The organism is Aquaspirillum serpens DSM 68, from assembly GCF_000420525.1.
GTDB classification, from domain to species: Bacteria; Pseudomonadota; Gammaproteobacteria; order Burkholderiales; family Aquaspirillaceae; genus Aquaspirillum; species Aquaspirillum serpens.
Map to the genome: position 1 here is coordinate 1 of NZ_ATVC01000021.1, position 20625 is coordinate 20625.

Below are 20625 nucleotides of genomic sequence, written 5' to 3' on the forward strand. Positions count from 1 at the left end.
GCAGCGACATGAAGCCCTGTCATTAAACTCAGCGTATCAACAAAGCGACGGCCTACGGCTCCGGCGGCGACTTCACAGCCATACAACAGAATCTCACCCTCCTCCGCCATTGCATTCGACAAAGAGAGCACCGCATCACGCGAACGAGAAAGCGCGGCAAGGTCGATCACTTCATTGCCCAAGTGCAACTCACCAGGTGCGCCATGACAAATCACATGCAAAGCCGACAAACCGACACGGTCGGAACACAACGCGGCCATCTGTTGCAAAGCGGGAAGCTGAGGATGCAAAAGATGGTATTCGATGTGGTCAGGCAAACCGGAAACGAGGGTGTTGATATCAGGCAGGTTGCTATCGATAAAGGCCAACGAAGTCGGATGAGAGGCAAGCATGATGATCTCCAGAAATTCACAAATACGCGCAAAACACCGAGCTGATGTTCAATCGAATTGAGTAAGCGGTAATCGGTTTTTGCATACTGTGTATTTTTACTGAAAATCCAGAAAAAAGTCTTTCCTCACAACCAAAACGGGGGAAGTGAGAGTTAGCATAAATCAATACAATCTATTGTTGACATTTGATATAAAAATAAAAAAGCAAAGCAACTTGATATTGATCAAAAATTGCCCCTCATTTATTTAACAAAAACAACAATATATTGAGCAAAGCAAGGATAAGATAGAATTTTGATATATCAGTCTTCTGTGAAATATAGGGAAAAAGCTATTATGCTATTCGAGTTAACTCTCAAAAGACCAAAAATGATACAGATTCCGTGAGAGTTAACTAGGCGAAATGAATTATTTTTGAAGTCAATGGCATAAATTGACGTTAAACAGGGGCTAAAAAAGAAAAAAATTTTTCTTGACACGAATATGTTTTTGTGAATTTGCGTGTTTTTTGATGTCGAAAGAGAAAGGCAACCTTAAAAGATCGACATAGTCATATATAAATGACATCTTGCTAGAGACGAATACGCCCTCCCTCTCCAGCAACACCACATAAAAACAAAGGGCGAACCCATCGGCTCGCCCTATTCACACCTCACTTCCCCCGATTTTTTGGCAGCGACGCGGGCCAAGTCTTAACTTCATTATTTAATATAATGAACACTGGTTCATTTAATTATTGTCATCAATCACCGAGCAGCGTACATTTCAACACCTTCCTGAACAACCATTCAGTAATAATCTATGCTTTGTTGCCCTCAACGTTGGTCACGGCGCAAACAAGCACGGCCGGAGGAAATTCTGGCGGCGGCTTTAGAATGCTTTGTCAAACACGGTTATAGCGCCACTCGTATGGAAGACATCGCCAAACACGCCGGTGTCACCAAAGGGACGGTGTATCTGTATTACGCCAATAAAGAAGAACTACTCAAAGCAGTGGTTCGTGAAACGCTTTTGCCTCGTGTGGCGGAGTTAGAGCAGGTGCTAAACGACACTGACTGTGCGGCGCCTGAACTCCTGCGCCGTTTGCTACAGCAATGGGGCACACTGGTTCGTGACAATGATTTGGTGGCAGGTTTACCCAAGCTGATGATTGGTGAGGTGTCGAATTTTCCTGAGCTGGCGCGCTTTTATTATGAAGAAGTGATTTGTCGTGGCCGCCGCTTGGTCGCCAATGTACTGGCTCATGGCATTGCACGCGGGGAGTTTCGTTCACTGAATATCAACCAAGCTGTTGAGGTGATGATTGCTCCCGTCATCATGGGCATGATTTGGCAACATTCGTTTGCCCACTTCGAAGCTAAACCGATGGATTTTCCGCATTATCTGGATGCGGTGTACGACATTCTGCTGCGCGGCTTATCGGCCCCAGTGCCTTCTGGAAACTCACAATGAACTCATGTCATTTTCGCTATGCACTGCTGGCAGGAAGTGTTTTGCTTGCTGCCTGCAATGCCACACCCTCTGAGTATCAAGATATTCGTCCTGTTCGTACCACAGTGCTACACAATGCACAGGCCGCATCTCTACAAGTCTATGCAGGAGAAATTCGTGCCCGCTATGAAATTCCATTGAGTTTCCGTGTGGCAGGAAAAATCAGCGCCCGTTTAGTGGAAGTCGGTCAGCAGGTACAAGCAGGACAAGACATCGCCCGTCTCGAACCGAGTGACTATGGTTTAGAGGCCAGCGCAAAACGCGCACAATTGGCGGGGGCGGAAAGTGATTTGCGGCAACAAGAGCTCGACCTCAATCGTTACCGCGAATTGCTGCAACAGCAATTTATTAGCCAAGCCGAGTTTGATCGCCGTCAAAATGGCGTCAACGTAGCACGAGAAAAGGTGAAGCAGGCACAAGCAGATCTCGGTGTTAGCAGCAACCGCACACAATACACCCGCCTCAGTGCTGAACAAGCAGGGATTATCAGCGAAGTGTATGCCGAGGCTGGGCAAGTGGTACAAGCTGGGCAAGCCGTGGCACGGTTAGCCATCCCCAGTGAGAAAGAAGTCAAAATCTCGATCCCCGAATCACGCCTTGCCCATTTTAAGCAAGCCACTGCATTTCAAGTGCGGCTGTGGTCGCGTGATAAGGTTTATCAGGGCAAATTGCGTGAACTTGCGCCACAAGCCGATCCACAAGCCCGAACCTATAGCGCCCGTATCCAAATTCTTAACCCCGATCAAGAAATTGCGTTGGGCATGAGTGCCAGCGTTGCCCATGTCTCTTCTAGCACAGACAAAACCGCCTTTGCCATTCCACTGACTGCGCTTTTAGCAGAGAAACAACAACAATCGGTTTGGGTGCTGGATGGCAAAACCCTCACTGTTAAAAAACGTGCGGTGCAAGTGCAACGGCTCGAACAACAGCAAGTGTGGATTAGCCAAGGACTACAAGCGGGGGAGGAAATCGTCACCGCAGGGGTGCATTTATTACGAGAAGGTCAAAAGGTGGCACGGGTGGATGCTAACCCCGCCCCCGGTAAACCTGCCTTGCTGGCACCGCAACCGGTGACGGAGAAAGCCGCATCATGAACAAAAAATCCGGCATCAATTTGTCAGAGTGGGCGATTCGCCATGCTGCTTTAGTGCAATACCTGATGGTGGTATTGATGGTGGCGGGGGTGTTTGCGTATGGCAAATTAGGACAAAAAGAAGACCCCGAATTCACCTTTAAAGCGATGTTGGTCAAAGTCACTTGGCCCGGGGCCAGTGCCGAAGAGGTTGAACGGCAAGTGACCGATCGTGTTGAAAAAAAGCTGCAAGAGATTGCCGAGATTGATTTCGTCAAAAGCTTTAGCAAAAGCGGCGAAACACAAATGGTGATTAGCTTGCGCGAGGAACTACGGGCGAAAGAAGTATCCGATGTGTGGTATCGGGTACGTAAAAAACTGGGGGATTTAAAAGCCGAAGGTAAGCTACCCGCCGAAGCACGCGGCCCCTTTTTTAATGATGAGTTTGGCGATACCTTTGGCAATATCTATGCCTTTACCGCCGATGGTTTTAGCCAAGAAGAGTTACGACGCTATATCGATTATGCACGGCAACAAGCCTTGCTGATTCAGGATGTGGCAAAAGTCGATATTGTTGGCGAGCAAGAAGAAAAAATTTACGTCAAACTCGATTCGGCGCGCCTTGCCGCATTGGGCATTGATATTCAAACCGTTTGGGCGGCACTGCGTGAACAAAATGCCGTCGATCCAGCAGGGGAATATCAAACCGACAGTGAACGAATCCCGGTACGGGTAAGCGGTGAATATGATTCGGTCACCACAATTAGCAACACCCCGATTAAGGCGGGTGATCGAACCTTCCGCTTGGGCGATTTAGCCAAAGTAGAGCGTGATTTCGCCAATCCCCCGGGGTTCCGCATGCGCTTTGATGGTAAGCCAGCCTTGGGTTTAGCCATCTCGATGCGAAAAGGCGGTGATGTTATTCGCTTAGGCAAAGAGCTGAATCAATTTGTGGATCGACTGCATGCACAAATGCCGATTGGGGTAGAAATTCATGCGGTCTCCGACCAGCCCAAGGTGGTGAAATCCTCCGTCAATGAGTTTATGCGTTCGTTGATTGAAGCGGTGGTCATCGTGTTGGCGGTCAGTTTATTTAGCCTTGGCCTGAAAACCGGCATTGTGGTGGCATTGTCGATTCCTTTGGTGTTGGCGATGACCTTCCTCGCCATGTGGATTTTTGGCATTGAATTACAACGTATTTCACTCGGTTCGTTGATTATCGCGTTGGGCTTGCTGGTGGATGATGCAATTATTGCGGTTGAAATGATGGCCTTGAAGTTAGAACAAGGCTGGAACCGACTGCGCGCCGCCACTTTTGCTTATACCAGTACCGCTTTCCCCATGCTCACCGGTACCTTGATTACCGCTGCCACCTTTTTACCTGTTGGTTTAGCCAAATCGAATGCTGGCGAATACACCTTTAGCTTATTTGCTGTGGTGGCGATTGCCTTGGTGTTGTCGTGGGTGGTGGCGGTGGTGTTTACCCCTTTCATCGGTTACAAACTGTTGAAAGAGCATAAAGTGGCCGCCGACAGCCATCATGATGATGTCTATCACAAGCCGTTTTACCAACGCTTCCGCCATGTTTTAACATGGTGTTTGCATCATCGTAAGTTTGTGATTGCCGCTACATTTTTGGCATTTGTGGGTTCACTGGTTGCCTTTAAATTGTTTGTGCAACAGCAATTCTTTCCGGCCTCCAGTCGGGTGGAGTTGTTAGTCGATATGTGGTTACCGCAGGGCGCGACTTTCCATGCCACCGAAGCCGAAGTGAAAAAGCTGGAACAAAAGCTGGCTGGTGATGAACGGATTGTGTCGTTGACCAGTTATGTCGGTGGTGGCAGCCCACGTTTTTATCTGCCATTAGATCAACAACAACCCCATCTAAACTATGCACAGTTGATGATTATGACGCGTGATGAAGAAGTACGCGATCAGGTCAAAGACAAAATCAGTCAGCTCTTTGAAACCGATTTCCCGATGGTACGCGGGCGGGTCATTCGCTTAGAAAATGGGCCGCCGGTTGGCTATCCGGTTCAGTTCCGCGTGTCGGGTGATGATGTGGCTAAATTGCGTGCCAGTGCGGCGAAAGTAGAAGCGATGATGCGTGATGATCCGCGCACCCGCCATGTCAATATTGATTGGGGTGAAAATATCAAAGTCCTGCGGTTAGAGATCGACCAAGATCGCGCCCGCAGCCTTGGTATCTCCACCCAAGGGCTATCACGGCAACTCAATATGTTGATTTCCGGCGCTGCCGTTACCGAATTACGCGAAAACGATCGCAGTATTGAAGTGGTGGCGCGGTTAGATGAGGGAGAACGGCATGCGGTCGAACAAATCGGCGCTTTGATGGTACAAACCGCCTCCGGCAAATTTATCCCCGTGGCACAAATTGCCAGCGTGCAATACGCATCTGAAGAAAGCATTATTTGGCGGCGCAATCGGATGCCCACCATCACCGTGCGGGCAGATGTTGCCGAGGGGGTGCAAGCGGCAGATGTGTCGATTGACCTGTGGCCGAAAATGCAGGCTTTAGAAAAAGAACTGCCCACCGGATTCCGTGTTGAATTAGGCGGTTCGCTGGAAGCCAGTAAGAAATCACAAGATGCGATTGCCGCCGTACAACCGTTAATGCTGTTGGTGGTAGTCACGCTGTTGATGTTGCAGCTGCAAAGCTTCCAACGCACTTTGCTGGTGTTGCTCACCGCCCCCTTGGGCATGATCGGCGTCACTTTGACCTTGATTCTTTTCCATGCCCCGTTTGGTTTTGTGGCGATGTTAGGGGTGATTGCGTTGGCAGGGATGATTATGCGTAACTCGGTGATTCTGGTCGATCAGATCGAACATGATATCCGTGATGGCATTCATCCGTGGGAGGCGATTTTAGGCAGCACCATCCGCCGTTTCCGTCCGATTATGCTGACTGCCGCCGCCGCGATTTTGGCGATGGTGCCGTTGACACGCAGTATTTTCTGGGGGCCGATGGCAGTAGCAATTATGGGGGGCTTGTTGGTGGCAACGGTACTGACTTTGTTATTCCTGCCGGCCTTATATGCCCAATGGTTTAAGATTCGTCCCCCAGCTACGGCGTAAATGGTGTACTATTTTAGTCGGCTATTCCTTCCCTGAGTCGGGGGCTTGCTTTTTGCCATGCCCCCCTCATGTAAGCCGCCGCAGGCTGTTACTGATGTTTTTTATTTCATAACGAGAGGTTTTTTCATGGAACACACACTGCCCACTTTGCCCTATGCCCTCGATGCTTTGGCTCCGCATATCTCCAAAGAAACCTTGGAGTTTCACTACGGCAAACATCATCAAACTTATGTCACAAACTTGAATAACCTGATTAAAGGCACCGAGTTTGAAAATGCTACTCTGGAAGAAATCGTCAAAAAATCCTCCGGCGGTATCTTCAACAACGCAGCACAAGTGTGGAACCACACTTTCTATTGGCTGAGCTTGGCACCAAACGCCGGTGGAGAACCGACTGGTGCATTGGCTGAGGCAATCAATGCTAAATGGGGTTCGTTCGACGAATTCAAAAAAGCGTTTAACGCTGTTGCCGCTGGAACCTTCGGTTCTGGTTGGGCATGGTTGGTGAAAGCCGCTGATGGCTCGTTAGAATTGGTTTCGACCAGCAACGCCGCTACCCCATTGACCAGCGATAAAACTGCTTTGTTGACCTGTGATGTGTGGGAACACGCTTATTACATCGACTATCGCAACAGCCGTCCTAACTATCTGGAAGGTTTCTGGAAGTTGGTGAACTGGAACGCCGTCGCCGAACGCTTCGCTGCCTAATTTCAGCGCCGCCGCTTCGCAAAACCCCGTGTCGAACGGGGTTTTTTGTTGTTGAGGACTAGGCAAAGGCAAGCCGCAGCCCGTCATAGCCGGGTACCACCCCAGAGGGGCAGCGGTCAAGCATGTCTTGATATTCCATTTGATGGGTCATGTGAATCAATACCGTCTGTCGCGCACCAATCACCGCTGCCAATTCTAGGGCTTGGCCAAATCCTAAATGCGAGGGATAAGGCTCTTCGCGCAAACAATCGAGAAACAACACATCCAATCCCTGCAACAGCGCCAAACTGCTTTCCGCCAGTTGGTTCAGGTCTGTCAGATAAGCAAAATTGCCAATCCGCCAGCCAAAAATCTCCCACGGGCCATGAATCAGTGGAATCGGGGTAATCGTCAAACCTTGGAATTGAAACGGGTTATCAACCGCCTGCGGTGTTAATACCGGCTTATCCCAATATTTCCCCGGGGGCAGGCAGGCATAGCCAAAGCGTTCCAAGATATTGTCGATGGTAAACCGGTTACCAAATACCGGAATCGCTGCCCGTGAATGGAAACAATAGGCGCGCAAGTCATCGATGCCATTTAAATGATCGGCATGCGGATGGGTGTATAACACGGCATCGAGATGATGAATGCCTTCGCGCAACGCTTGTAACCGTAGATCCGGACTGGTATCAATCAGCAAGGTTTGGCCGGCGATTTTCACCACAGTCGATGCGCGGGTACGGCGGTTGCGCGGATCGGGGCTGTGGCATACCGCACACGGACAGCCGATCACTGGCGTCCCTGCGCTGGCACCCGATCCAAGAATAATGGCCTCACCAGCCAAGGAGGATAGGGTTATGGCATGGTCTGACATGGTTGGGCTTTCTTAAACAGCCGGAAGAAGTTTGCTGTCGAAGCCTCGGCAACTTCGCTTAATGGCACTTCTCGCAACTGGGCAATAAACTCGGCCACATGCCGTACAAAAGCAGGCTCGTTGGCTTTTCCACGATGCGGCACCGGTGCCAGATAAGGGGCGTCGGTTTCCACCAATAAACGATCTAATGGCACCCGTTTTGCAACGTCTTGCACGATTTTGGCATTTTTGAAGGTCACTATGCCAGAAAAAGAAATATAAAACCCCAAATCCAAGGCTTGTTTGGCGGTTTCCCAGTTTTCGGTGAAGCAGTGCATCACCCCCCCTGCTTCATCCGCCTGTTCCTCTCGCAAAATAGCGAGGGTGTCCGCCGCTGATTCGCGGGTATGAATAATCAACGGCAGCCCTGTTGCCCGCGCTGCGCGAATATGTGTCCGGAAACGCTCACGTTGCCACTCTGGGCGGTCTTTGTGCCAGTGATAATCGAGACCAGTTTCCCCAATACCAATAATTTTCGCCGCTTGCGCTTCGTGGCACAGTTCTTCAAAACTGAAATCTGGCGCGTCTTTCACGTCAGGATGCACGCCAACGGTGGCCCAAAAATTGTCATAACTTTCTGCCAAAGCCCGCACAGAGGGGTAGGTATCACAATTGACGCTGATCAGCAGGGCATGACTGACCCCTTGCTGTTGCATTGCGGCACGGACATCATCCATGCGGCTAGTAAATTCGGGATAATCTAAATGGCAGTGTGAATCGATTAACATATTTTCTTAATGAGACAAAGAAGGGAATAACGCTGCATAGGCCAATAAAATGGCCTCAAGTTGCAAGCGCAGATTTAAAGTGTGTTGACCAAACGGCAAACGCTGTTGCAGCTGATCGTGAAACTGCATCAGAGCAATCGGCGAGATGCGTTCCGCCAAGCCCTGTAAGGCAGCCGTGTAATTGGGATAAAACCGCGCAGGTCGTTGATAACGCACCACGGCTAAATCATGCAGCCATTTATCCAACCACGCCAAAGGGATGGCAAACGGCAGCCGCGCACGGTCGAGTTGTTGTGCCACGTCTAAAATGCCTAGTACCGAGGGTGATAGTAATACCTTGAGCAAGACTTCCCGTTGTTTCACCAGTTCGGCATCATCCAACGCAAACGGCGCACCACCGGCTAATGCCAATTCTGCATCCGCCTGTTTCACCCCTTGTTGATCGAGCCATTGCAACGCCTGTTGCCAATCGGGCATCGACAGTGGAAACACCCGACAACGACTGCGTAATGTCGGCAACAAAGCATGGGGATGATCGGAAGACAACAGAAAATGCACACCCTCGGGAGGCTCTTCTAAAATTTTCAGCAGGGCATTGGCCGCCGCCATATTTAAGGCATCGGCAGGGTCAATCATCACCACCCGTCGCCCACTGCGGTGGGCGGAGAGGTGAGCAAAATCAATCAAATCGCGTACGGCTTCGATTTTAATTTGTGCCAGCTTACGCGGTTTGTCTTTGTCTTCTTCCTCATCGGCGCGTAAAACGCGAAAGTCAGGGTGTGAGTTTTGCAACATCCAATGGCAGCTTTGACACGCACCACAGGGAAGATGATCGTCACGGGGGCGTTCGCACAGCAATGACGCTGCTAATTGTTCAGCAAAAGCGGCCTTACCAATCCCATGTGGCCCCGTTAATAACAGGGCATGGGGTAGCTGTTGCCATTGCCGCATCAGCTGTTGCCAGTTGTCCTGTTGCCACGGCAACAATCTCATGGTTGACCCTCGCTGATAAAGGCGGTTAAGCATGTGGCAATCTGTTGTTGTAACTCAGCTACGCTACAACGGGCATCTAATACCTGAAAACGCTGTGGTGCAGCAGCAGCACGTTGTAAATACGCTTGGCGGACACGTTGATGAAAACTGTCGGCTTCGCGTTCAATACGGTCGGCGGCTTGACCGCTGTGTTGCCGGCGGGCATGGGCAATGTCAGTCGGCACATCAAACAAGAAGGTTAAATCTGGCTGCAAATCGGCGTGAACCCACTGTTCGAGTTGCTCAATCGCTGCCAATGACACCCCACGCCCCCCACCTTGAAAAGCAACGGTCGAATCGGTAAAGCGATCACATAACACCCATTCTCCCCGCGCTAAGGCCGGCATAATCCGCTGTTGCAGATGTTCTTGCCGTGCAGCAAACATCAGTAAAGTCTCGGTTTTCAGGCTGACTTCGGTAGCAGGGTCGAGCAATAATTGTCGCAGTTGTTCCCCTAACACTGTCCCACCTGGTTCACGGGTCAGGCAGACCGTGAGGCCTTGTTGTTGTAAATACTCGGCGATAAACGGCACATGGGTAGATTTTCCCGCGCCATCAATCCCCTCTAAAGTCAAAAAACGCCCACGTTGCACAGTTGGCACAGGCATGGTCAGTCCCCTTTTCCAAGAATATATTTGCGCACCGCTGCATTGTGCTCGTCTAAGGTTTCTGAGAATTGCGAGGTACCATCACCGCGTGCCACAAAGTACAAGGCTCGACTTGGTGCTGGATTCGCTGCTGCTTCTAACGCCGCACGGCCAGGCAAGGCAATCGGGGTCGGGGTTAAACCGGCACGGGTGTAGGTGTTGTACGGGGTGTCGGTCAATAAATGCCGTTTGGTAATTTTGCCGTTATACGCCGCCCCAACGCCGTAAATCACCGAGGGATCGGTTTGCAAGCGCATACCAATGTTCAAACGATTCACAAACACCGCCGCCACATGAGCGCGGTCTTCTTCATGGCCAGTTTCTTTTTCAATAATGCTGGCCATCTTGAGTAATTCATAGGGCGTTTTATAAGGCAAATTCGGTTGGCGAACTTCCCATGCTCGCTGTAATTCCTGTTGCATCTTGTCATAGGCGCGTTTCAGCAAAGCAAATTCACTGGTGCCTTTTAAGAAAAAATAGGTGTCAGGAAAAAATAACCCTTCGGGATGGTCATGTTCACTGCCTAATTTTTGCAGGAGCTCACGGTCGGACAAGGCCGCTGTGTCATGTTTAAGCGCAGGATGTTTGGCTAAGGCTTGGCGAAATTGGCGGAAAGTCCAGCCTTCAAAAGCGGTGATGGTGTATTCGCCCGCCTCACCCTTTTCTAAGCGAGTAAAAAGCTCCCACATTGAAGTGGCTTTGACCAGACGATAATCCCCCGCTTTGATGCGGGTATCCAAACCCGTCAACCGCGCCACAATTTGAAACGCCCACGCGCTTTTAATCGCATCTTGTTGGGCAAATTGTTCGGCTGTTTGTGAAAGGCTTTGACCCGCTGGAACATCGACCACCAAGGGCATAGAGGCAGGGGTATGAGGGATAAAGGTGACCCAAGTGAGCCAAGTTGCCATCAATAAGCTCAGGATAACCAGCAAAGAAAGAAATTTGCGCATGAAAAAGCAAGAGGAAAACGGACGGCGAATGATAGCACACCGGAGGGAGGGCTTTTTTGGAATGCAAGGGGCGCCACAGTCGGCGCCCCGATGGGGTTAATATTTCAACATCATTCCACATCGGTAGACGTGCTGGGCTTATCTGCTTACAGCACTGTGCTTTGGTTTAACCAGCATCCCCCTGAAATCAGGGGGCGGCTGGGTGGGGGTCAGGCCTCAAAAATATCCTCCAACCGCTGTGCCTGCGCTAACGAAATGCCCCATTGCTGTAATTGTTCTGATGTCGCTGTCCGTAACCGTGATAATATCCAGTCGGGTAATGGCTGGCCAAACCGCGCTTCGATCAAGGTTCGGAGAAGGGCTTGCATGGCCTGTTTACCTTTTTCTAGGCCTTTTTGCATACCTTCTTCTATCCCCTCTTCCCGAGCCGTAATGATGTCAGTGTTGTAATCCCAAATGGCACGTTGCCGTGCAATGGCGCGCAGTTGTTCTTCTTTGGTTTGGCTGAGGGTTTCTAAAGAGCGTAGTGCAGTCACCACCGGTGTGTGTGTCAGCTGTGTCATGATGTGTTGCTCCTGCCAATGTTCAAACAGATCGACCCAATTCTTCGGGTCGAGCAATGGCAGCATGGTTGGGGTAGAAACGGAAAGTAATACAGATGATTATAGTAGGGTGGATAAACGTAGTGCATCCACCCAAAACACACATGAAGCAACCAAATTAAAAATGGTGAGCACAAACTATGCTACATAAGTCACTGGAGCGCACTGCGGTGCGCCCCAGTGACTTATTGCATACGCCGCATCGCCATCAAATAGTTCACATCGGTGTCGCTACCGAGTTGATATTGTCTGGTTAATGGTTGATAGCTGAGGCCGGTCATTTCTTGTAGGTTGAGGCCGGCGGTACGAGCCATGCGGCCAAGTTCCGATGGTTTGATAAACCGCGCATATTCATGGGTGCCACGCGGTAACATTCTCAACACATACTCTGCCCCAACCACTGCCAGTAAATAGGCTTTGGCATTGCGATTTAAGGTCGAGAAAAATACCATGCCGCCCGGCTTCACCAGATTAGCGCAAGCACGCACCACGCTCTCTGGATTGGGAACGTGTTCTAACATCTCCAAGCAGGTTACCACGTCAAAACTGGCTGGGGCTTGTTCTGCCAAGGTTTCGACCGCGACGACTTGATAATCGATGGTTAAACCTTGGTCGAGGGCATGTAGTTTGGCGACTTTAATCGACTTTTTCGCCAGATCAATCCCCGTTACATCAGCACCTGCTTTGGCTAAACCTTCCGACAAAATACCGCCACCGCATCCCACATCCAGCACCTTAGCGCCCTGCAATTCGCAGTGTTTTTGGATAAACGACAAACGCAGTGGATTGATCTCATGTAGCGGTTTAAATTCGCTTTCGGTGTCCCACCAACGATGTGCCACTTGGCTAAATTTATCTAGCTCGAGTGGATCCACATTGGCAGTCTGTGTTTCTTGATTTGACATATCCCATCCTTTCGCAATTTACGCGCCAACTACCTTGTGTCGCCATTCTGCAGCACGCTGTAACCATGCGGCATGGTCGATCGTGGCAAGTTGGCGTTGTTTCAACACGTGACGACCATTGACCCACACATGTTCAACTTGTTCACGACCAGCGGCATACACCACATGCGAAATAGGATCGAAAGCGGGCGCGGTTTCGACGGCATTCAGGTTAATTGCAATCATATCTGCACATTTCCCGATTTCTAAGCTGCCAATTTTATCGGCCATTCCGAGTGCTTGTGCTCCATTCAATGTCGCCATCCGCAACGCGGTTGCCGCCGGAACTACGGTTGGATCAAGCGTGCCGACTTTGGCTAATAAAGCGGCCATGCGAGTTTCAGCCAGCATGTCGAGCTTATTGTTCGATGCCGAGCCATCTGTCCCGATGCCGACATTGATACCGGCGGCCAAGTAGCGGCTGATGGGAGCAATGCCAGAAGCCAGTTTCATATTCGAGGTTGGGTTGTGGGCAATGCTGATGCCGCATTGTGCTGCCAGCGTAATATCAGCCTCATCGGCTGCCACCATGTGGGCGGCGATCAAGCGCGACGATAACAGACCCAATCGATGTAAGCGTGCCAGTGGTCGTTGTTGATGTTCTTTGAGGCTGGTTTCTACTTCGCCCTGTGTTTCTTGGATATGACAATGAATCAACATATCCTCTTTCTCTGCTACTGCTAACACCTCGTGGAAAGTGGCATCACTGACGCTGTAGGGGGCATGCGGCGCGAGGGCAAAGCTAACCAGTTTTTCTCCAACAAACTCGCTGCGTTCAGCTAACGCTTTGCTGAGATGTTCAGCGGCAGTGCTGGCATAAGCCGTGGGGAATTCAATCACAGTACAGCCGACAACGGTTCTCATGCCGGTGGTTAAACCTGCCCGCGCCACTGCACCGTGGAAAAAGTACATATCGTTAATCGTGGTGGTGCCCGAGCGCAGCATTTCTGCCATCCCCAGCACACTGCCATCATAGACAAACTCATCACACATCAAGCGGCCTTCGGCTGGCCAAATGTGATTTTGCAGCCAATCCATTAACGGCAAATCATCCGCCACACCGCGTAATAAGGTCATAGCCGAGTGACCATGAAGATTGACCAACCCCGGCATCAGCACATGCTCACCCAATGAAATCACTTCCTCTGCCTGCCACTGTTGGCGTGCTTCTGGTGGAATAATGGCGAGGATTTTTTCTCCATCCAAGGCAATGCTATGGTTTTCAAGTACCACGCCTTCTGGTACCACAGGAATGATCCAACGGGCGTCAATTAAGGTTGTTGCGGTTGCAGTTGACACTCAAATCTCCACAAATCAGTTTTGAAAAAATCGGGCAGCGATACGCGGATGGATTCGCTGCCCCACCCCACCACTGGTGAGGTGGGCACCGAGGGCGTGATTAATCCTTTTTCGCTACGATTAACGAAGCTACCACCGAAGCAGTCAAGAAGAAGAACACTACACCGAGCGAAACAGCGATTGGCATTTTATAAAATTCCACCATCAGCATTTTCGCACCGATAAAGGTCAATACGGCAGCCAGACCATATTTCAACAAGTGGAAACGATCGGCAACATCGGCCAACAAGAAATACATCGCACGCAGACCCAAGATAGCGAAGATATTCGAGGTCATCACAATAAACGGGTCGGTGGTCACGGCGAAAATAGCGGGGATGCTATCGACAGCAAAAATCAAGTCCGAGAACTCAATCATGATCAACACCAATAACATCGGTGTTGCTATCCAGCCGCTAGAGTCACGAATAAAGAACTTCTCTTGGTGAAATTCTGGTGTCACACGGATATGACCGCGCAACCATTTCAGCAATGGATTGTTGGCTAAATCATCATCGCTTTCTTTTTCTGGCATCATCATTTTCAAGCCAGTAAAGACTAAGAACGCCCCGAAAATATACAAAATCCAATGGAATTCTTGCACCAACACGGCGCCAATCGAGATCATGATGGCGCGCATAATCACCGCCCCCAACACGCCATACACCAAGACTCGACGTTGATATTCCGGTGGAACTTTGAAAAAGCTAAAAATCATCAGGAAGACAAAGATATTGTCCACTGCCAATGATTTTTCTAACACATAGCCAGTGAGAAATTCCAATGCTTTGTGGTTGGCAATGTCTCGGCCAATGTTAGGATCGCTGGCAAGGTGCCACCACAGCCAGCCATTGAACAGCATGGCAACAGTGACCCAAACCACAGTCCATGACAGGGCCTCTTTGACACTGACTTTGTGGTTGCCAGCCTTGTTTAAGGCAAACATATCGATGGCAATCATCACCACAACGGCGGCAAAAAAGCCGACATACATGGCGGGCGTGCCGACGGAAATTGGAGCGGAGATCACGGGATTTCCTTCTTTTAAAAAAGCGAAGTCAATAAATACATCCCCGCAAACGGGGACGCTGTCATGTTGGGTAGATCAAACTTTTTTCAATCCCACCTCAACAGTCGTACACGCACAATCATGCGAGACCACCGGTTTTCGTTATAATCGCAAGACTTTTCTATTTTACTGCACCGCACCATCATGAATCTCGCAAAAAGTTTTGAACCTGCCGATATTGAACGCCGTTGGTACCCCGAGTGGGAACAAGCGGGCTATTTCCAGCCCCACATGCAATCGGGCTCGCCGGCTTTTTGTATCCAACTGCCGCCGCCTAATGTGACTGGTACGCTACACATGGGCCATGCCTTTAACCAAACGATTATGGACGGCCTGACCCGTTACTATCGAATGAAAGGGCATAACACCCTGTGGGTACCGGGCACAGACCACGCAGGGATTGCCACCCAAATTGTGGTGGAACGCCAGCTGGGTGAAAAAGGGGTGAGCCGTCATGATTTGGGGCGGCAAGCCTTTATCGACAAAGTGTGGGAGTGGAAACACGTTTCCGGCGGTACCATCACACAACAAATGCGGCGCATGGGGTGTTCGGTTGATTGGCAACGTGAATACTTCACCATGGATGAAGTGCGTGCTGGTACTGTGAATGAAGTGTTTGTGCGTTTGTTTGAACAAGGGCTGATTTATCGCGGCAAGCGATTGGTGAATTGGGACCCCAAACTGGGCACAGCGGTGTCGGATTTAGAAGTCGAATCGGTCGAAGAAGATGGTTCGATGTGGCACATTCGTTATCCAGTGGTGGGCAGTGATGAAGCGGTGGTGGTGGCCACGACCCGCCCCGAAACTTTATTGGGTGATGTCGCGGTTGCGGTCAATCCAAGCGATGAACGCTACACCCATCTGATCGGCCAACAACTGCAACTTCCGCTGACCGGACGTCAAATTCCGGTGATTGCTGATGAGTATGTTGATGCGGCTTTTGGTACCGGTTGTGTCAAAATCACCCCCGCACATGATTTTAACGACTATCAAGTGGGTAAGCGTCATCACACCCAGCTCATCAATGTGATGTCGCTTGAGGCAACTATTTTGCCGCAAGCACAAGTCTTTAGCTTCGAAGGTGCGGCACAAGGCAATATTGCACTGCCGCCTGCCTATGCGGGTTTAACCACCAGCGAAGCACGCAAGAAAATCGTAGCGGATTTGGATGCCGCTGGTTTGTTGCTGGAAGTGAAACCCCATAAATTGATGGTGCCGCGTGGTGATCGTACCGGTTCGGTGATTGAACCATTGTTGACCGATCAATGGTTTGTCGCCATGACCAAGGTGAGTGAGCAAGATCTAACCGGTAAATCGATCACACAAAAAGCGATTGATGCAGTTGAATCGGGTGAAGTCCGGTTTATCCCCGAAAATTGGGTCAACACCTATAACCAGTGGATGAACAATATCCAAGATTGGTGTATTTCACGCCAATTGTGGTGGGGCCATCAAATCCCAGCTTGGTATGATGACGAAGGCCGTGTCTATGTTGCGCGCACAGAAGCCGAAGCACAGGCCCAAGCCGGCGGCAAAACCCTGCATCGTGATGATGATGTATTAGACACTTGGTTTAGCTCGGCTTTAGTGCCGTTCTCCACCATGGGCTGGCCAGAACAAACACCAGAACTGGAAGCCTTTGTGCCGTCCAGCGTGTTGGTAACCGGCTATGAAATCATTTTCTTCTGGGTGGCGCGGATGATTATGATGACCACCCACTTCACTGGCAAAGTGCCGTTCCGTGATGTGTATATTCACGGCATGGTACGCGACCATGAAGGCAAAAAAATGTCCAAATCCGAGGGTAATGTCATTGACCCTGTGGATTTGATTGATGGTATTGCACTCGAACCACTGGTAGAAAAACGCACCACCGGTTTGCGCCGGCCAGAAAAAGCACCACAAATTGCCAAGGCAACAGAAAAGCTGTTCCCCGAGGGGATTCCAGCTTATGGCACCGATGCGCTGCGCTTTACCATGGCTAGTTATGCCACTTTGGGCCGTTCGGTCAATTTTGATTTCAAACGTGCCGAGGGCTATCGCAATTTCTGCAACAAACTGTGGAACGCAACCCGTTTTGTGTTGATGAATGTGGAAGGCAAAGATTGTGGTCAAGATGAATCGTTGCCGTTGACCTTTAGCTTTGTCGATCAATGGATGATTGGCCGCTTGCAACAGGCCGAGGCCGAAGTGGGCGAGGCGCTCGACCAATATCGTTTCGACCTTGCCGCACAAACCTTGTATGAATTCATCTGGAATGAATACTGCGATTGGTATGTCGAACTTGCCAAAGTACAGTTGCAAAATGGTGATGAAGCACAACAACGCGCAACCCGCCGTACTTTAGTGCGGGTGTTAGAAGTGGCGTTGCGCCTTACCCATCCGCTGATGCCATTTATCACCGAAGAACTGTGGCAAGCCGTGGCACCCCTCGCCAATGCCAAACACAGCGATTCGATTATGTTGGCAAAATGGCCGGTTGCTGCACCCGAAAAAATTAACCCAACCGCCAATGCTCAGATGGCTGCATTGAAAGACATGGTCAATGCGGTGCGTAATTTGCGTGGTGAAATGGGCTTGGGGCCAGCAGTGAAAGCGCCGTTGTGGGTCGAAGCAGGGCCAGAGGCAGCGGTATTCTTGCCATACATCGCGCTGTTAGGTCGTTTGTCCGAGACTAAGCTAGTTGAGGCCTTGCCCGAAGACGATGCGCCAGTGGCTATCAGTGGCGACATGCGTTTGATGCTGAAAGTGGAAATCGACAAGGCGGCGGAAAGTGCGCGCTTGAAAAAGGAAATCAGCAAACTAGAAGCGGAAGTCGCTAAATTGGCTGGTAAATTAGGCAATGAAGCCTATACCGCCCGTGCTCCAGCGCATCTGGTTGAGCGCGACCGCAATCAGTTGGCTGAATTCAGCGACAAGTTAGAAAAACTGCAAGGCCAATTGGCTAAATTGGCTTAATGCCATCGCTTTAGGTTCAACCCGTCCTGTTCTCGGGACGGGTTTTTTATTGAGGAGTGTCTAAAACATGCGTTTACTTCAAGAATTTAAAACTTTTGCTGCACGTGGCAATGTGATTGATATGGCGGTGGGGGTCATTATCGGTGCGGCATTTGGCAAAATTGTGTCCTCACTGGTGGCAGATGTGATGACACCGCCGCTTGGTTTATTGTTAGGTGGCGTGAATTTTTCCGCTTTAGCCATCACGCTACAGGCGGCGAGTGGCGATCAGCCGGCGGTGGTGATTGCCTATGGCAAATTCATTCAAACCATCATTGATTTTCTGATTGTGGCGTCGGCGATTTTTCTGGGGCTGAAAGCAGTCAATACCTTAAAGAAAAAGGAAACCCCTCCGCCCGCTGCCCCACCGGCTCCGAGTCCAGAGCAAGCGTTATTGAGTGAAATTCGCGATCTATTGCGACAACAGGCAGAGCAAAAATCATCCAACAAGGAGAAGTAAGTCATGGCACGGATTTGGGCGATTGTGCCGGCGGCTGGTAAAGGGTTGCGTTTTGGTGGTGAGATTCCCAAGCAATATCAGTTGTTGCAGGGCGAGCCAGTGTTGTTTCACACCCTACGCACCTTGTTAGCAGAGCCCGCAATTGAGCAAGTGTTATTGGTCTTGGCGCCCGATGATACGTTTTGCCAACCAGCCGCTTTGGCTGCTGCAGGTCTTCAGTCAACGCGTTTGCGAATTGCGTATGTCGGTGGTGAATCACGTGCTGAGACAGTGGCAAATGGTTTGCGTCAATTGGCATGTCAAGAACAGGATTGGGTGTTAGTGCATGATGCCGCCCGTTGTTGCCTGCCTCCGGCCAGTTTGCGCCGTTTAATTGATGACTTGGCCGATGACCTCAGTGGTGGCATCTTGGCGTTGCCGGTGGCCGACACGCTAAAACGGGCTGATGCACAACAACGTGTGTTAGCAACGGTGGCTCGCGAGAAGATGTGGCAAGCACAGACACCACAAATGTTCCGCACAGCGATTCTTCGTGCCGCACTGGCGCAGGATCCTGCACACTTTACCGATGAAGCTTCTGCAGTTGAAGCTTTAGGTCACCCCGTCAAATTGGTGTTGGGGTCGCCCTACAATTTCAAATTAACCTATGCTGAGGATATGGCTTTAGCTGAAGCGGTGTTAAAGCTCATCCGCACAACCTAGAGAGTTGATGTCGTGAAATCGATGCCTGCTGTGGTGGTTGAGGCCATTCGGGCCCTACAGCCAAGAGAAATTGAATGTGTCATTCCAGATTTAAATGGTTTGCCACGGGGTAAAGCATTGCCAGCCGAGGCTTTTTTGGCTGGGCAAGAGCTGCGGATGGCGCGCGCTATCGCCATTTATACGGCAACCGGTGATTTTCCTGATGTGAAATATACCGGCGAATCCGACCCCGACATGCAGTTAAAACCAGACTATGCCACGTTGCGCCCAGTGCCGTGGGCACGCACCCCTCGCATGTTGGCGATTCATGATTGTGTTGATTTAGATGGCAAAGAAACGCCTATTGCCTCGCGCCAAGTGCTAAAAAATGTGCTGCGCCAATATGCAGCGCATGGCTTACAGCCGATTGTGGCGCCTGAACTAGAGTTTTATTTATTTGCGCTGAATCCCGACCCCAACCAGCCCTTTAGCCTGCCGCTAACCCGTGAGGGTCGCCAAGAACAAGGCGCATCGGCTTTTACTTTTCATGCTCTGAATGCGTTTGATGGGTTCTTCGATGAGCTATATCAGGCTTTACCGTTATTAGGTATTCGATCTGATACTTTTGTTCATGAGTTAGGCCCGGGGCAATTTGAAATCAATTTATTGCACGGCGATGCTTTAGATTTAGCCGATCAAACGTTTTTATTTAAATATGCTCTGCGTGAAATTGGCTTGAAACATAATCTTAATGTGGTGTTTATGGCCAAGCCTTTAGCGGGGGCGGCGGGTAGTTCGATGCACCTCCATCAGAGCGTAATTGATACAACGGGGCATAATGTATTTAGTTTGCCAGATGGTCAGCCTAGCGCGTTGTTTTTTCATTTTATTGCTGGCTTGCAGCAATGCCTGCCCGATTTAATGCCAATGCTATGCCCTTCGGTTAACTCGTATCGTCGTTTTGTGCGTTATATGACTGCGCCGGTGAATTTTGCTTGGTCGTATGATAACCGTTCGGCTGGGTTACGCATTCCGCTATCCCATCCCGCTGCCAGACGTGTCGAAAATCGCTTACCGGGAAGTGACGCTAATCCCTATCTGGCTTTGGCTGCCAGCCTTGCTGCTGGTCTGTATGGCATGTTGAATCAACTGATGCCAACGCCTGCTGCCGAGGGGGACATTTACCGCGATGCACAAAACGATGGTCGTTTGGCACGCTCGTTAGACATGGCTTTGATCCGCATGGCAGAACAAAAAACCGCAGAACGTCTATTTGGTTCAGCTTTTACGTCAGCCTTTATCGCCGCCAAACAGGTCGAACTCGATGCCTTCCTGAGTGAGATCACCCCGTGGGAACGCCGTTATTTAATTTGATTTTTTGTATTTTTAATACTCTATTATAATATTTAATTGTCTTTTTGATTTGATTTCTTATTCTTAGTTAAACCTTGCTTAAAATAATCCCTACACAGATTGACATATCGCTTTATAATCAGCCCCCGCGCCTATTGCGGGGGCAA

The 20625-nt window shown here is 50.1% G+C and carries 18 protein-coding genes; 8 read left to right on the forward strand and 10 right to left on the reverse strand.

What is annotated here, in order from left to right:
* Positions 1–392: DUF4347 domain-containing protein (locus G465_RS13690; protein WP_040399212.1), on the reverse strand; the 392-nt coding region annotated here is incomplete at its 3' end.
* Between the two features lie 801 nt (positions 393–1193).
* Between G465_RS13690 and G465_RS0105755 the strand changes: the two genes are divergently transcribed.
* The 4 genes from G465_RS0105755 (at position 1194) to sodB (ending at position 6759) form a co-directional block, all read left to right on the forward strand.
* Positions 1194–1844 carry a TetR/AcrR family transcriptional regulator gene (locus G465_RS0105755; protein ID WP_022653525.1) on the forward strand — a complete coding sequence of 217 codons (651 nt, stop codon included), beginning with the start codon at positions 1194–1196 and terminating at the stop codon, positions 1842–1844.
* Positions 1841–2977: an efflux RND transporter periplasmic adaptor subunit gene (locus G465_RS13695; RefSeq protein ID WP_022653526.1), complete on the forward strand. Its 1137-nt coding sequence runs from the start codon at positions 1841–1843 to the stop codon at positions 2975–2977. Before G465_RS0105755 ends, G465_RS13695 begins: the two co-directional genes overlap by 4 nt.
* Complete coding sequence (locus G465_RS0105765) at positions 2974–6051, forward strand: efflux RND transporter permease subunit (RefSeq protein WP_022653527.1); 3078 nt, start codon at positions 2974–2976, stop codon at positions 6049–6051. Before G465_RS13695 ends, G465_RS0105765 begins: the two co-directional genes overlap by 4 nt.
* A gap of 126 nt (positions 6052–6177) precedes the next feature.
* The gene (gene sodB / locus G465_RS0105770) at positions 6178–6759 is read left to right on the forward strand and encodes a superoxide dismutase [Fe] (RefSeq protein ID WP_022653528.1); all 582 of its coding nucleotides are present in this window, start codon (positions 6178–6180) and stop codon (positions 6757–6759) included.
* A gap of 58 nt (positions 6760–6817) precedes the next feature.
* On the opposite strand, the gene G465_RS0105775 is transcribed toward sodB, so the two are convergent.
* From G465_RS0105775 to G465_RS0105820, 9 genes are all read right to left on the reverse strand, one after another.
* Positions 6818–7615 carry an MBL fold metallo-hydrolase gene (locus G465_RS0105775; protein WP_022653529.1) on the reverse strand — a complete coding sequence of 266 codons (798 nt, stop codon included), beginning with the start codon at positions 7613–7615 and terminating at the stop codon, positions 6818–6820.
* Positions 7597–8382, reverse strand: a complete 786-nt coding sequence (locus G465_RS0105780) for a TatD family hydrolase (RefSeq protein WP_022653530.1) — start codon at positions 8380–8382, stop codon at positions 7597–7599. The genes G465_RS0105775 and G465_RS0105780 overlap by 19 nt, the downstream gene beginning before the upstream one ends.
* A gap of 6 nt (positions 8383–8388) precedes the next feature.
* A complete protein-coding gene (holB, locus tag G465_RS0105785; RefSeq protein WP_022653531.1) occupies positions 8389–9375 on the reverse strand; it encodes a DNA polymerase III subunit delta' in 987 nt (328 codons plus the stop codon).
* Positions 9372–10022, reverse strand: a complete 651-nt coding sequence (tmk, locus tag G465_RS0105790; RefSeq protein ID WP_022653532.1) for a dTMP kinase — start codon at positions 10020–10022, stop codon at positions 9372–9374. The genes holB and tmk overlap by 4 nt, the downstream gene beginning before the upstream one ends.
* 2 nt (positions 10023–10024) lie before the next feature.
* Positions 10025–11014 carry an endolytic transglycosylase MltG gene (gene mltG, locus G465_RS0105795; protein ID WP_022653533.1) on the reverse strand — a complete coding sequence of 330 codons (990 nt, stop codon included), beginning with the start codon at positions 11012–11014 and terminating at the stop codon, positions 10025–10027.
* A 209-nt stretch (positions 11015–11223) separates the two neighbouring features.
* Positions 11224–11577 (reverse strand): RpnC/YadD family protein, encoded by a 354-nt coding sequence (locus tag G465_RS0105805; RefSeq protein WP_155846500.1) that lies wholly within the window; start codon positions 11575–11577, stop codon positions 11224–11226.
* 224 nt (positions 11578–11801) lie between these two features.
* Entirely contained in the window at positions 11802–12521 is a 720-nt protein-coding gene (ubiG, locus tag G465_RS0105810) for a bifunctional 2-polyprenyl-6-hydroxyphenol methylase/3-demethylubiquinol 3-O-methyltransferase UbiG (protein WP_022653536.1), read from the reverse strand.
* An 18-nt stretch (positions 12522–12539) separates the two neighbouring features.
* Positions 12540–13859, reverse strand: a complete 1320-nt coding sequence (locus tag G465_RS0105815; protein ID WP_022653537.1) for a TRZ/ATZ family hydrolase — start codon at positions 13857–13859, stop codon at positions 12540–12542.
* 100 nt (positions 13860–13959) lie between these two features.
* Positions 13960–14892: a TerC family protein gene (locus G465_RS0105820; protein WP_022653538.1), complete on the reverse strand. Its 933-nt coding sequence runs from the start codon at positions 14890–14892 to the stop codon at positions 13960–13962.
* Positions 14893–15111: 219 nt separating this feature from the next.
* Between G465_RS0105820 and G465_RS0105825 the strand changes: the two genes are divergently transcribed.
* The 4 genes from G465_RS0105825 (at position 15112) to G465_RS0105840 (ending at position 20479) form a co-directional block, all read left to right on the forward strand.
* The gene (locus tag G465_RS0105825; RefSeq protein ID WP_022653539.1) at positions 15112–17925 is read left to right on the forward strand and encodes a valine--tRNA ligase; all 2814 of its coding nucleotides are present in this window, start codon (positions 15112–15114) and stop codon (positions 17923–17925) included.
* A gap of 67 nt (positions 17926–17992) precedes the next feature.
* On the forward strand, positions 17993–18424 hold the full coding sequence (gene mscL, locus G465_RS0105830) for a large-conductance mechanosensitive channel protein MscL (protein WP_022653540.1): 432 nt from the start codon (positions 17993–17995) through the stop codon (positions 18422–18424).
* 3 nt (positions 18425–18427) lie between these two features.
* Entirely contained in the window at positions 18428–19126 is a 699-nt protein-coding gene (ispD, locus tag G465_RS0105835; protein ID WP_022653541.1) for a 2-C-methyl-D-erythritol 4-phosphate cytidylyltransferase, read from the forward strand.
* Between the two features lie 21 nt (positions 19127–19147).
* Positions 19148–20479 (forward strand): glutamine synthetase family protein, encoded by a 1332-nt coding sequence (locus G465_RS0105840; protein WP_022653542.1) that lies wholly within the window; start codon positions 19148–19150, stop codon positions 20477–20479.
* Positions 20480–20625: the final 146 nt, after the last annotated feature.

Bases quoted from the DNA above. Each gene is read 5' to 3' on its own strand.
- ubiG (WP_022653536.1), bottom strand. From the start codon at position 12,521: ATGTCAAATCAAGAAACACAGACTGCCAATGTGGATCCACTCGAGCTA.
- ispD (WP_022653541.1), top strand. From the start codon at position 18,428: ATGGCACGGATTTGGGCGATTGTGCCGGCGGCTGGTAAAGGGTTGCGT.
- G465_RS0105825 (WP_022653539.1), top strand. From the start codon at position 15,112: ATGAATCTCGCAAAAAGTTTTGAACCTGCCGATATTGAACGCCGTTGG.
- tmk (WP_022653532.1), bottom strand. From the start codon at position 10,022: ATGCCTGTGCCAACTGTGCAACGTGGGCGTTTTTTGACTTTAGAGGGG.
- G465_RS0105805 (WP_155846500.1), bottom strand. From the start codon at position 11,577: ATGACACAGCTGACACACACACCGGTGGTGACTGCACTACGCTCTTTA.
- mscL (WP_022653540.1), top strand. From the start codon at position 17,993: ATGCGTTTACTTCAAGAATTTAAAACTTTTGCTGCACGTGGCAATGTG.
- sodB (WP_022653528.1), top strand. From the start codon at position 6,178: ATGGAACACACACTGCCCACTTTGCCCTATGCCCTCGATGCTTTGGCT.
- G465_RS0105780 (WP_022653530.1), bottom strand. From the start codon at position 8,382: ATGTTAATCGATTCACACTGCCATTTAGATTATCCCGAATTTACTAGC.
- G465_RS0105820 (WP_022653538.1), bottom strand. From the start codon at position 14,892: ATGTATGTCGGCTTTTTTGCCGCCGTTGTGGTGATGATTGCCATCGAT.
- holB (WP_022653531.1), bottom strand. From the start codon at position 9,375: ATGAGATTGTTGCCGTGGCAACAGGACAACTGGCAACAGCTGATGCGG.
- G465_RS0105765 (WP_022653527.1), top strand. From the start codon at position 2,974: ATGAACAAAAAATCCGGCATCAATTTGTCAGAGTGGGCGATTCGCCAT.
- G465_RS13695 (WP_022653526.1), top strand. From the start codon at position 1,841: ATGAACTCATGTCATTTTCGCTATGCACTGCTGGCAGGAAGTGTTTTG.
- G465_RS0105840 (WP_022653542.1), top strand. From the start codon at position 19,148: ATGCCTGCTGTGGTGGTTGAGGCCATTCGGGCCCTACAGCCAAGAGAA.
- G465_RS0105755 (WP_022653525.1), top strand. From the start codon at position 1,194: ATGCTTTGTTGCCCTCAACGTTGGTCACGGCGCAAACAAGCACGGCCG.
- mltG (WP_022653533.1), bottom strand. From the start codon at position 11,014: ATGCGCAAATTTCTTTCTTTGCTGGTTATCCTGAGCTTATTGATGGCA.
- G465_RS0105775 (WP_022653529.1), bottom strand. From the start codon at position 7,615: ATGTCAGACCATGCCATAACCCTATCCTCCTTGGCTGGTGAGGCCATT.